The organism is Mycetocola sp. Y719 (assembly GCF_056713205.1).
In genome coordinates this window covers 74345-86620 of the sequence record NZ_JBWYGY010000004.1, presented here as the reverse complement: position 1 = coordinate 86620, position 12276 = coordinate 74345, and the positions used below count along the sequence as shown (strand labels likewise).

The following is a 12276-nucleotide window of genomic DNA, read 5'->3' as shown; positions in this document are numbered from 1 at the left end:
TGTTTTTTCACCCGCGCGGGGCCGAACCGCCCGCGCGAGTCGTCGGCCCTGCCTGTTGCACCGCTCAGCCGACGACGAGCGCGCCGTCCTTCCACACCCGGTCGACGAGCGGGACACCGGGCCGGTACGCGAGGTGCACGATGCCTGGGGCGCGCAGCTGGAGAAGATCGGCCCGCGCGCCGGCGACGATCCGGCCGACGTCGGTGCGCCGTAGCGCTGCTGCCCCTCCGGCCGTCGCAGCCCATACGGCCTCCGCAGGTGTCATCCCCATGTCGCGCACGGCGACGGCGATGCAGAACGCCATCGACGAGGTGAAGCTCGACCCCGGGTTGCAGTCGCTGGCCAGGGCAACGGTGACGCCGGCGTCGATCAGTCGCCGAGCATCCGGATACGGCTGCCTGGTCGAGAATTCGACTCCCGGCAGGAGGGTGCAGACGGTGTCGGATGCCGCGAGTGCGGCCACGTCGTCGTCGCTGAGCACGGTGCAGTGATCGACGCTCGCCGCCCCGAGCTCGACGGCCAGCCGAACACCGTCGCCCGCTCCGAGCTGGTTCGCGTGGAGACGGATGCCGAGCCCGCGTGCCGCTCCCGCCTCGAGGACGCGCCGCGACTGTTCGACGGTGAACGCGCCGGTCTCACAGAACACGTCCACCCAGCGCGCATGAGGAAGACACGCGTCGAGCATGGCGCCCGTGACGAGGTCGACGTAGTCGTCGCCCCTGCCGCTGAACTCCGCCGGCACGACATGGGCGCCGAGGAAAGTCACCTCAGGCGTCACCTCGGCGGCGAGCCGGACGAGGCGTTCCTCATCGGCGACGCTGAGCCCGTAACCGCTCTTGATCTCCACCGTCGTCGTGCCCTGTGCGAGCAGCTCGTCGATGAAACCGGCCAGGCGGGACCGGAGTTCGTTGTCCGTTGCCGTCCTCGTCGCGCCCACCGTGCTGCGGATGCCGCCGGCCGAGTACGGCCGGCCGGTCATCCTGGACTCGAATTCGGCCGCCCGGTCGCCGCCGAACACGAGGTGGGAGTGGCTGTCGACGTAACCGGGGAGTACGGCGGAGCCGCCGGCATCCGTCGCGCTGTCTGCTGCGGGTGCCTGTGCGGCTCGTCCCACCCACGCGATGCGACCGTTGTCGATCACGACGGCCGCGTCGTCCACGATGCCGAGCAGTGTGTCACGGGTTGGGTCGTTGGTGACGAGCTGGCCGATGTTCGTGATCAGGTGGGACATCAGGATTCCAGCATCGGCACACGCAGGCCGCGTTCGCGGGCGACCTCGGCCGCACGGTCGTATCCGGCGTCGACGTGGCGCATGACCCCTGTGCCCGGGTCGTTGACGAGCACGCGGGCGATCTTCTCGGCGGCGAGCGGGGTGCCGTCGGCGACGATCACCTGCCCGGCGTGGATCGAACGGCCGATGCCGACGCCGCCTCCGTGGTGGATCGACACCCAGGTGGCCCCTGAGGCGGTATTGAGCAGCGCATTCAGCAGGGGCCAGTCGGCGATGGCATCCGATCCGTCAGCCATGCCCTCCGTCTCGCGGTACGGGGAGGCAACCGATCCGGAGTCGAGGTGGTCGCGGCCGATCACGAGGGGTGCACTGAGTTCGCCAGACGCGACCATCTCGTTGAACCTCAGGCCTGCCAGGTGCCGTTCCTGGTAGCCGAGCCAGCAGATCCGGGCCGGCAGCCCCTCGAACTGCACCTTGTCCTGTGCTTTGGTGATCCACCGGTGCAGGTGCTCGTCATCGGGGAACAGTTCGAGGATCGCGCGATCGGTCGCCGCGATGTCGGCCGGGTCTCCGGAGAGTGCTGCCCACCGGAACGGCCCCTTGCCCTCGGCGAACAGGGGGCGGATGTATGCAGGCACGAAACCGGGGAAGTCGAAGGCCCGCTCGCAGCCGCCGAGCTGCGCCTCGGCGCGGATGGAGTTGCCATAGTCGAAGACCTCGGCACCGGCGTCCTGGAAGCCGACCATGGCATCCACCTGCTTCGCCATCGACGCGCGAGCACGATGTGTGAACCCCTCCGGGTCCAGCCTCGCGAGCTCGTGCCAGTCATCGACGGACACGCCCTCCGGCAGATAAGAGAGTGGATCGTGTGCGCTGGTCTGGTCTGTGACGATGTCGATGGCGACGCCTCGCGCGAGCAGGTCGGCGAACACCGTCGCCGCATTGCCGACGACGCCGACGGACAACGCCCGCCTGTCGGCCTTCGCGGCGAGCACCCTCTCGAGCGCGGCGTCGAGCGAGGGGGAGAGCTCGTCGAGGTACCCGTGGTCGACGCGGCGCTGCAACCGCGTGGCGTCGACGTCGACAATGAGCACGACGCCGTCGTTCATCGTCACGGCGAGCGGCTGGGCTCCGCCCATTCCGCCTGCGCCACCGGTGAGGGTGAGCGTTCCGGCGAGGGTCCCGCCGAACCGCTTCGCCGCCACGGCCGCAAACGTCTCGTAGGTCCCCTGCAGGATGCCCTGCGTGCCGATGTAGATCCACGAGCCGGCGGTCATCTGCCCGTACATGGTGAGCCCGAGCGACTCGAGCCGGCGGAATTCGGGCCAGGTGGCCCAGTCTCCGACGAGGTTCGAGTTGGCGATGAGCACCCGGGGAGCCCATTCGTGGGTGCGGAACACCCCGACCGGTTTTCCGGACTGCACGAGGAGGGTCTCGTCAGACTCGAGCGACTCGAGGGTGCGCACGATGGCGTCGAACGACTCCCAGTTGCGCGCCGCCTTGCCCGTGCCGCCGTACACGACGAGGTCGTCCGGGCGTTCGGCCACGTCGGGGTCGAGGTTGTTCATGAGCATGCGCAGGGGGCCCTCGGTCTGCCAGCTCTTCGCAGTGAGGGTGGTGCCGCGGGCGGCACGGACGGGGCGTGGCTCGCTCATGGTCAGTTCAGTCCTTTCGTGACGGATGCCGCGGCATCCGCGATCGCGCCGGAGCGCACGAGTTCGTACACGGCCTCGATCTCTGGCGAGAGGTACCGGTCTGGGCCTGGGCCGTCCGCGACGGTGCGCACGAGAGCATGCACTGCGCCAGTGGCCGGAGCGGGCCGCAGAGGGGCGCGCAGGTCGAGAGACCGCGCGGCGGTGAGGATCTCGATGCCGAGCACGCGCGCGAGCCCGTCGATGGACTTCCGCAGTTTGCGCGCAGCGGCCCAGCCCATCGACACGTGGTCCTCCTGCATGGCGGAGGACGGAATGGAGTCGACCGACGCGGGCGCGGCGAGGCGCTTCAGCTCGGACACGATTCCGGCCGCCGTGTACTGGGCGATCATCAGACCCGAGTCGACGCCGACCTCTGAGGCGAGGAACGGGGGGAGCCCCTTGTTGCGTGAGACGTCGAGATGCCGGTCCGTCCGACGTTCGGACATCGAGGCGACGTCGGCGGCGGCGATCGCCAGGAAGTCGAGCACATACCCGATCGGTGCACCGTGGAAGTTTCCGTTCGACTCGACGCGACCGTCGATGGTGACGACGGGATTGTCGATGGCGCTCGCCAGTTCCCGGCCTGCCACGCGGCCGGCATGGTCGGCGGTGTCGCGCGCTGCGCCGTGCACCTGTGGGCTGCACCGGAGCGAGTAGGCGTCCTGGACCGACGTGCACTCGGGGCCGGCGTGCGACGCGGTGATGGCGGAACCCGACAGGAGGGCCCGCAGGTTGGCGGCGGAGTCGGCCTGGCCCAGCTGCGGACGCAGGGCATGGAGGTCGGCCGCGAAGACGGCATCCGTCCCGAGGAGCGCTTCGACGCTCATGGCTGCGGCGACATCAGCCGTCGCGAGGAGCATCCGCAGGTCGGTCAACGCGAGGACGAGCATCCCGAGCATCCCGTCTGTGCCGTTGATGAGGGCGAGGCCCTCCTTCTCGGCGAGGTGGACGGGTTCGAGACCGGCCGCGCGGAGGGCGTCCGCAGCCGGCAGCGCAGCGCCCGTCGCATCGCGAACGTCGCCTTCCCCCATGACGGCGAGGGCGCAGTGCGCGAGCGGTGCGAGGTCGCCCGAGCAGCCGAGCGACCCGTACTCGCGCACGATGGGGGTGATCCCGGCGTCGAGCATCCTGGCGTAGGCCTCGGCGGTCTGAGAACGGACCCCTGTGCGCCCGGTCATCAGGGTGGAGAGCCGCAGCAGCATCAGTGCACGGACGACTTCACGCTCCACCTCCGGGCCCGAACCAGCGGCGTGGGAGCGGATCAGGCTCTGCTGCAGTTGGCTGCGCCGGTCGGAGTCGATGAAGGTCGTGGCGAGGGCGCCGAAACCGGTCGAGATGCCGTAGTGCCCCGCGGTGTCTGAGGCGAGGTCGTCGATGATCCGCCGGGTCGCGCGAACCTCGTCCAATGCCGTGGGGTCGAGCTCGATCCGGGCGTCGAAGCGGGCGACGGCGACGATGTCGTCGAAGGTCACGCCGGCACGGCCGACGGTCACGACACCCGCCGAGATGACAGAAGGGGGAGCTGTGGTGTTCATAGGTCGAGTCGACCATCCGCACAGCCGGACGGCAACGGCCGTACACTCGGATCCGTCCGGAATCCCAGACAGGGCGCTGTCCCGAACCGCGGAGAATCTCCGCGATTCGGTGCATGCGGTCGCTCGCGACGACGATTCGGAGACGATCTCCGCAGTTGTGAACATCACCCGAGAGGCAGGCATGGCCGACTCCAAAGTTCCCGCAGCCGATGCGACGCTCCGGATACTCACGCATCTCGCCTCCCAGCGGGGGCCGGTGGCCGCCGCGACGATCGCCGCGGCACTCGAGCTCCCGAGATCGACCGTCTACCACCTGCTCGCCGTGCTCCAGGAACGGGGCTTCGTCATGCACCTGCCCGAAGCGAGGCGCTACGGGCTCGGCGTCGCCGCATTCGAGCTCTCCGGCGGATTCGCGAGGCAGCAACCGCTGAGCCGGCTCGGCCATCCCCTCCTCGCCGACCTCGTCGACCGCGTCGGTGAGAGTGCACACCTCGCGGTCATGCACGGCCGGGACGTGTTGTATATCGTCGAAGAGCGAGCGCCGCGTCGGCCGCACCTCGTCACAGACGTCGGCGTCCGGCTGCCGGCGCACCTCACGGCATCCGGTCGGGCGATGCTGGCGCATCTGCCGAAGGAGCAGGTACGTGCCCTGTTCCCGGATGCAGCCGCTTTCGTCGATCGCACGGGCATCGGTCCTGCGCGCTACCGCGAACTCCGTGTCCTGCTCGACACTGTGACGTCAGGGGGCTTTGCCACCGAGGATGGCGAAGTCACGACGGGGATGGCATCCGTCGCCGTCGCCGTCACCGACCACGTCGGTTGGCCTGCGGCCGCAGTGGCCGTGACGTTCCCGACGGGCACGGCCCCGGCCGGCCTGGTGGACGAGGTCTCGTCCACGGCCGGCGAGCTGTCGCGGCGCATCCGTGGGCGTGCCTGAGAACGCCGCCGGGACACGGCCTGCGTCGCGCGATCGATGGCGAGACCCAGGGCGACCGCGATGACGATGCCGATGGCCGCACCGAGGAGCGGCTGGTCCTTGACCCAGTGCCCGGCGAGCATCCCGATCGAGACGGAATAGACCGCCCACGACGCTCCGGCGAGAACGGTGAGCGGCAAGAACCTGCGGTGTGGGAAGCTCGTGGCCCCTGCGGTCATGTTGACGGCGATCCGACCGACCGGGATGTACCTGGCGGTCAGGATGAGCGCAGCCGGGCGACGGCGGATGCCGCTTGCGGCGGCGCCGAATGCCCTCGCGGTTCGCGGATGCCTCATCCAGCGGAAACGCTCGATGCCGATGCTCCGCCCGATGAGGTAGGCGATGTTATCGCCCAGTGCGGCGCCGAGAGCGGCGACCAGGATGATCAGCAGCAGATTCGGCGACCCCGCCGACACGGCGATGGCCGCGGCGGCGACCACGACGGTCTCGCTCGGGACCGGCGGGAAGAAGCCGTCGATGACGACCGCCAGGAACACGACCGCGTAGACCCATGGCGAGGTAACCGTGGCGAGCAGGGCGTCGGAGAGGAAGTCCATGGCGTCCGTTCGATCGCGGCACGCAGAATTGCGGCACGATCTCGACGCTAGGGAACGGGCGGCATCCTGGCGTCCACCGCAGGTATCGTCGGGGTCAGACCAGAGGACGACATCGGGCGGTCAGTGCGAGAGCATCTTGGCCATGCAGTAGCTGTGCTTCTCGCCGATGTACTGACCGAACTGCGGGATCGGCGAGTAGCCGCACCGCGTGTAGAGTGCCTGGGCCGCCGCGTGGAGCGTGCCGGTTTCGAGCACGATCTGCCGGAGGCCGGCCGCCCTGGCATCCGACTCCATCGTGTCGAGCAGGCGGGAACCGACTCCGCGACCGCGAGCGTCCGGATGGACGAACATCCGCTTGAGTTCGGTGACCGCCATGCCCCACGGGACGAGGGCGGCCATGCCGATGGCGTGACCGCCCTGGTCCCTGGCGACGTAGACCGAGACGCCAGGGCGTTCGAGTTCGTCGACATCCAGGAGGAAGTTGCTCTCCGGGGGATACAGCGATTGGGCGAAAGCCGTGCCGAGGCTGAGAAGCGCGAGAACCTCGTCCTGGCGTGGGCTCTCCACGGAGACCGTCACGAGGCCGGGTTCACTGGTGTCGGTCTGGCGTGCGCTTGTCATGACGCCAGTCAACCGTGGATCTGTTTCGCCGCGGTTACGAGAGGTTTAACTCTCTATGCGGGGGTCTGCTCGCCGATCGCGAATCGGACAGCGCCCGCCTCGTCCACTTCGGCGTCGAGGATCTTGTCTGCGAGAACGGCTGCGGCGTTCTCCTCGAGGAACACCCGTGCGCCTGCGACCTCGACGACGGCGTCCTGCGGTTCCGGAGCGCCGGCGACGGCGACCGAGAGGTCTGCGCTTTCGGCTGCGGGGCTGGTGATGCGGAGCCCGCCTTGTTCCGTGCCGGTCGTCTGCACGGTGATGGTCTTGACGATGGTGCTTGCGTTTTCGGTGAGGGTGAGCATGCTCTTCCTTCCGTAGGCGAATAGAAGTGTCCCACCCTTCCCCACCTCGTCGGCGATCTCAACATCTCGCCGGGGTTCGGAGGCCATTCACATGTAGGGGAGGCCGCCTCAACGACGGATGCCTCCCCGCCGGGTGGCGAGGAGGCATCCGAAGATCCGCGAGCCGAGGTTATGCGGCCTTGCGCGAGTTACGAGTGAACAATCCGTAGAGGAGCAGGACGACGATGGACCCCACGATGGCGACGAGCCAGGTCTGGATGCTCCAGAACTCCTGCAGGTCGACACCGAAGAGCAGCCCGCCAAGCCAGCCGCCCAGGAGTGCGCCAACAACGCCGAGAAGCAGCGTGATGAACCAGCCACCGCCCTGTTTTCCAGGAAGGATGGCCTTTGCGATCGCACCAGCGATCAGACCGAGTAGAAGAAACGCGAGGAAGCTCAAGGCTCCACCTCCATTTGTTCGGTTCGTCCCGAGCCCGGGACTCGGGTTCGCCGCCGGGTTAGGCGGGTGTAACCGAATAGTACTCCGAGGAACGCGCTATCTGGGGATTTGCCGCGAATATGTGATCACACGCCTCTTTATTGAATTCGTGCGTGACACGGCGCCATGATTCCGGTAATGTTGCGGGGTCGGCTCTGGACACCGCGGGATGTACCGCGGAAGGGTTTTGTAAGTCTGGTGGGCCGGTTGTACGACGCGATCACGCGTTCGTACTCACACGATGTGAAACGGTCCCGGCCATCGACTGCTCGGGTATGAGAATGCCGCAGTTTCTGCTGCGCGCGCTTGCGATTCATGCATGAACACAAACCCGGAAAGTACTATGCCCAAGAACAACAAACCGGCCGGCGGGCGACCCGCCAAGAACTTCGACCCCGGCTACGCCCGTAAGAGCGGCGGCCCGGCAGGCTCGACCACAGGGAGCCGCAGCCCCGGCCACCGCGGCTACCGCGCAGCCGATGGCGACGCACCCAAGAAGGCCCGCTGGAATGCCGACGAGCGTGCCGCCCGCCGTCACTCTGACGAGCCGCGCGAACAGCGCGCCCCTCGAGACGAGCGCTACGACCGTGACGCCCAGGCGCCGCGCAGCAGCGAGCGCCCGACGTATACCCGAGGCGAGCGGGCTCCCCGCACCAACGAGCGTCCTGCGTACAACCGTGGTGAGAACCGTGGTGAGCGGACTGAGCGTCCCGCGTACAACCGTGGTGAGAACCGGACCGAGCGTCCCGCGTACAACCGTGGTGAGAACCGGACTGAGCGTCCCGCGTACAACCGTGGTGAGAACCGGACCGAGCGTCCTGCCTATAACCGCGGTGAGAATCGTGGCGAGCGGACTGAGCGTCCTGCGTACAACCGTGGTGAGAACCGGACCGAGCGTCCTGCGTATAACCGCGGTGAGAATCGTGGCGAGCGGACTGAGCGTCCCGCGTACAACCGTGGTGAGAACCGGACTGAGCGTCCCGCATACAACCGTGGCGAGCGGACCGAGCGTCCTGCGTACAACCGCGACGACCGCCAGCAGCGTTCGTACGGCGACCGCCCCGAGCGCGGCTCGTACAACCGTGACGACCGCGGTCCCCGCAAGGACTTCGGCAACGACCGTCCTCGTCGTGACGCCGGAGCAGAGAAGAACTTCTACCCGAACCGCGACGCCAAGGGCAACTTCACGCCCGAGGACGACGTCGTGCTCGAGCGCCTCGAGGCCCAGGCCACGCTGGCAACCGACGTCGAAGGCGTGACCTTCTCCGACCTCGGCCTCGGCGGCAACATCGTCGCCGCTCTCGCGGAGCTCGGAGCTGCGAGCCCCTTCCCGATCCAGGCAGCGACCATCCCCGACGTCATCGCCGGTCGCGACGTTCTCGGCCGTGGCCGCACCGGCTCAGGCAAGACCATCGCCTTCGGTGCCCCGCTCGTCGAGAAGCTGATGGAGAACGGCGGAGGCAAGAAGCGCGCCATGGGCCGCAAGCCCCGTGCCCTCATCCTCGCGCCGACCCGTGAGCTCGCCCTGCAAATCGACCGCACCGTGCAGCCGATCGCACGCAGCGTCGGCCTGTTCACCACCCAGATCTACGGCGGCGTGCCGCAGGGTCGCCAGGTCGGTGCGCTTCAGCGCGGCGTCGACATCATCGTCGGAACCCCCGGCCGCATCGAGGACCTCATCGAGCAGGGTCGTCTCGACCTCTCCGAGGTCACCGTCACGGTCCTCGACGAGGCCGACCACATGTGCGACCTCGGCTTCCTCGAGCCGGTCCAGCGGATCCTGCGCCTGACCGCCCCCGGCGGACAGAAGCTGCTCTTCTCGGCCACGCTCGACAAGGGTGTTGCCTCGCTCGTCAAGGAGTTCCTGCCCAAGCCGTCCGTCCACGAGGTCGCCGGTGAAGACCAGGCCTCCGCGACGATCGACCACCGCGTCCTCGTGGTCGAGCACCGCGACAAGGACCGCCTCATCGAGGAACTCGCCAACCGCAACGAGAAGACCCTGATCTTCTCGCGCACCCGTGCATACGCCGAGCGTCTCGCTGACCAGCTGGAGGATGCAGGCATCCGCGCTGTGTCGCTTCATGGTGACCTCAACCAGGCCCGCCGTACCCGCAACCTCGCGCAGCTCACCTCCGGGAGAGTCAACGTGCTGGTCGCGACGGACGTCGCCGCCCGTGGCATCCACGTCGACGACATCACCCTGGTCATCCAGGCAGACGCGCCGGACGAGTACAAGACCTACCTCCACCGTTCGGGCCGCACCGGCCGGGCCGGCAAGGTCGGAACCGTCGTGACGATCATCCCGAAGGCACGCCAGCGCCGGATGACCGACCTCCTCGGCCGCGCCGAGATCGAAGCCGACTACGTCAACGCCCGTCCCGGTGACGAGATCATCGAAGAGCTCGCCGGTCGGATGACCAACGCGAAGCTCACGCGATAACAGCTGCGAAACGCCAGGCGGCGGATCGGACCTCCAGGTCCGGTCCGCCGCTTCGTCGTTAACGCCAGAATGAACGGATGCGCATTCGCCCGTTCACCAGGAACGACCAGACCGACGACACCGAAGCCGTCGTCGCGCTCTGGCATCAGTGTGGCCTCACCCGGCCGTGGAATGATCCGTACGCGGACATCGACAGGAAACTGACCACCCAGCCGGAGCTGTTCCTCGTCGGGGAGACGGATGCCGGGGTGACGGCAACCGCCATGGTCGGCTTCGACGGCCACCGCGGCTGGGTCTACTACCTGGCCGTGCAGCCCGGGCTCAGGGGAGCAGGTGCCGGGCGGGCACTCATGGTCGAGGCCGAGCGCCTGCTGGTGGAGCGCGGATGCCCCAAGATCATGCTCATGGTGCGGTCGACGAACGACGACGTGGTGGCGTTCTATCACTCGCTCGGCTACACCGCTGATGACGTGGTCGTCCTCGGCAAACGCCTCATCGAGGACTGAGTTCGGGAACAGCCAGTCGTTGCGGGCCGGCATACAGCCAGCCCCTGATCAGACGGGTGACGAACGGGAGCACCCAGAACGTCATGATCGGAGCGAGCGTGAGTGTCGAGATGAGCACGTGCCAGAACACACCGAGCTGCTCCCAGCCGGGAACGAAGGTCGTGACGAGCAGGGTGAACGCCAGGTTGACGGGGAAGAAGCCGAGCCAGATGCTCGCGGCCTGCTTCCAGCGAGGCGGCGTTGCAGGAAGGCCGGCATTATCCGCCTGTTGCCCCGATGGGGCGTCGAACCAGCCCTCGATCCCTGTCCGTTTCTCGACCCGAGACTGTTCCATGAACTCGCGACCCTCGTCGAGCCAGCCGACACGCTGCGATGAGCCCTCCCATGCGTCGAGCGTCGACTCGTCGGTGAACCGGTAGAGCATGTGCCAGGTGTCGGATGCCGCACCGGCGCGCACCCAGCCGGAGCCGAGGAATCCGGGGAATGTCCCTGCCATCCGGATTCCGGACTGGACCCATGTGGTGGCCTCGTCGATCCGTTCGGGGTTCACCCGGCGTTCGATCGAGACGGTGATTGGTTGGTGTTCCATGACCCCAGCCAAGCGCAGCTCTGTTTCCGCGACGTAACAGGCGGCACCGGATCCGCTGTCGATCTCAGAACAACATCGGTTGTTCCGTCGCCGCCAGGATCGTGGCACCTGTCGACCCGTCGTCGCTCGCGAACGCGACGCGCTCACCTGCGTCGTTACGGAGCATCCCCAGCGCCGCCGATCGGACGCCGCCTGTCGACGGGTCCTCACGCCCGCGCTCGAGCCCGTGGGCGCGGATGAGCGGCGAAATGCGTGCGGCGAGCCACTTCCGATACTCCTTCGGTGCGTACGACCCCTTCGCGTAGAGGTCACGGTACTTCGGGACCAGCTCCGGATGCTGTCGCTCCAGCCAGTGCAGGAACCACGGCTTCACGCCGGGCTTCAGATAGAGCGAGCTGAATAGGACGCTCGTGCCGCCGGCGTTCGCGACCCGCCTGAGCGCCTCATCGAGGTGCGCTTTCGTGTCAGTCAGGTACGGCAGGATCGGCATGAGGAAGACGCTGCAGTCGAGCCCGGCCTCGCGCACGCCCGTGACGGTCGCGAGGCGGGCCTTCGCCGATGGTGTGCCAGGCTCGATCGACTTCTGCAGTTCATCGTCATAGATGGCGATCGACATGGCCAGATCGACCGGGACCGTTTTCGCGACCTCGGCGAGAAGCGGAAGGTCGCGCCGGAGCAGCGTGCCTTTCGTGAGGATCGACAGCGCCGTGCCGGATCTCGCCAGCGTCTCGATGATGCCTGGCATGAGGGCATAGCGGCCCTCCGCGCGCTGATAAGGGTCGGTGTTGGTGCCGAGCGCGACCGGGTATTTGCCCCAGCTCGGCTTCGACACCTCTGTGTCGAGAACATCGGCCACGTTGATCTTCACGACTACCTGGTTGTCGAAATCGGCACCGGCGTTGAAGTCGAGGTACGTGTGGGTCGGTCGGGCGAAGCAGTAGACACACGCATGACTGCATCCACGGTACGGATTGATCGTCCAGCCGAACGGCATCTGCGACTGACGTGGAACGCGGTTGAGCGCGGACTTGGCGAGCACCTCGTGAAACGTCACGCCGGCGAACTCGGGCGTCTGCACGCTCCGCACCAGGTTGTTGAGTTTTGCGAGCCCCGGCAAAGCCGACGGCTCCTCTGCGCCGAGTTGTTGCCCGTCCCATCTCATCTCTTCATTAGAACATAGATTCGAAGAATCGACGGTAGGAAACGACCGGTGTGGACAACAGCGTGACCCCTTGAATTTCGGCGGAGTCGGCGTACCCTTTTTCTCAAGAAGCGCATCGAGGAACAAGGGCCCCGCAGGATGTC

At 67.5% G+C, this 12276-nt stretch carries 11 protein-coding genes and 1 pseudogene; 3 read left to right on the top strand and 9 right to left on the bottom strand.

The features are described from left to right. Window positions 1-64 precede the first annotated feature (64 nt). The 3 genes from hutI to hutH are packed head-to-tail and all read right to left on the bottom strand — an operon-like array spanning window position 65 to window position 4460. Entirely contained in the window at window positions 65-1231 is a 1167-nt protein-coding gene (hutI, locus tag AC1M0F_RS14880) for an imidazolonepropionase (RefSeq protein WP_480239041.1), read from the bottom strand. Continuing rightward, window positions 1231-2886, bottom strand: a complete 1656-nt coding sequence (gene hutU / locus AC1M0F_RS14875) for a urocanate hydratase (RefSeq protein WP_480239040.1) — start codon at window positions 2884-2886, stop codon at window positions 1231-1233. The genes hutI and hutU overlap by 1 nt, the downstream gene beginning before the upstream one ends. Before the next feature lie 2 nt (window positions 2887-2888). After that, window positions 2889-4460 (bottom strand): histidine ammonia-lyase, encoded by a 1572-nt coding sequence (hutH, locus tag AC1M0F_RS14870; RefSeq protein ID WP_480239039.1) that lies wholly within the window; start codon window positions 4458-4460, stop codon window positions 2889-2891. A 181-nt stretch (window positions 4461-4641) separates the two neighbouring features. Here hutH and AC1M0F_RS14865 point away from each other — a divergent pair, with 181 nt between their 5' ends. Next, complete coding sequence (locus AC1M0F_RS14865) at window positions 4642-5397, top strand: IclR family transcriptional regulator (protein ID WP_480239160.1); 756 nt, start codon at window positions 4642-4644, stop codon at window positions 5395-5397. A gap of 134 nt (window positions 5398-5531) precedes the next feature. Here AC1M0F_RS14865 and AC1M0F_RS14860 read toward each other — a convergent pair. The 4 genes and pseudogenes from AC1M0F_RS14860 to AC1M0F_RS14845 form a co-directional block, all read right to left on the bottom strand. Continuing rightward, a pseudogene (locus AC1M0F_RS14860) lies at window positions 5532-5993 on the bottom strand (DedA family protein); the annotation flags it as partial. 120 nt (window positions 5994-6113) lie between these two features. Further along, on the bottom strand, window positions 6114-6614 hold the full coding sequence (locus AC1M0F_RS14855; protein ID WP_480239038.1) for a GNAT family N-acetyltransferase: 501 nt from the start codon (window positions 6612-6614) through the stop codon (window positions 6114-6116). Window positions 6615-6667: 53 nt separating this feature from the next. Next, the gene (locus AC1M0F_RS14850; protein ID WP_480239037.1) at window positions 6668-6958 is read right to left on the bottom strand and encodes a hypothetical protein; all 291 of its coding nucleotides are present in this window, start codon (window positions 6956-6958) and stop codon (window positions 6668-6670) included. 169 nt (window positions 6959-7127) lie between these two features. Continuing rightward, complete coding sequence (locus AC1M0F_RS14845; protein ID WP_480239036.1) at window positions 7128-7397, bottom strand: GlsB/YeaQ/YmgE family stress response membrane protein; 270 nt, start codon at window positions 7395-7397, stop codon at window positions 7128-7130. A gap of 382 nt (window positions 7398-7779) precedes the next feature. On the opposite strand from AC1M0F_RS14845, the gene AC1M0F_RS14840 reads away from it, so the two are divergent. Both AC1M0F_RS14840 and AC1M0F_RS14835 read left to right on the top strand, forming a co-directional pair. After that, window positions 7780-9876 (top strand): DEAD/DEAH box helicase, encoded by a 2097-nt coding sequence (locus AC1M0F_RS14840; protein ID WP_480239035.1) that lies wholly within the window; start codon window positions 7780-7782, stop codon window positions 9874-9876. Window positions 9877-9953: 77 nt separating this feature from the next. Next, window positions 9954-10382, top strand: a complete 429-nt coding sequence (locus AC1M0F_RS14835; protein ID WP_480239034.1) for a GNAT family acetyltransferase — start codon at window positions 9954-9956, stop codon at window positions 10380-10382. On the opposite strand, the gene AC1M0F_RS14830 is transcribed toward AC1M0F_RS14835, so the two are convergent. Together AC1M0F_RS14830 and AC1M0F_RS14825 are read right to left on the bottom strand one after the other, a co-directional pair. Next, the gene (locus AC1M0F_RS14830) at window positions 10369-10971 is read right to left on the bottom strand and encodes an antibiotic biosynthesis monooxygenase (RefSeq protein ID WP_480239033.1); all 603 of its coding nucleotides are present in this window, start codon (window positions 10969-10971) and stop codon (window positions 10369-10371) included. The genes AC1M0F_RS14835 and AC1M0F_RS14830 overlap by 14 nt on opposite strands. Before the next feature lie 64 nt (window positions 10972-11035). Next, complete coding sequence (locus tag AC1M0F_RS14825; protein ID WP_480239032.1) at window positions 11036-12133, bottom strand: Rv2578c family radical SAM protein; 1098 nt, start codon at window positions 12131-12133, stop codon at window positions 11036-11038. Between the last annotated feature and the right edge of the window lie 143 nt (window positions 12134-12276).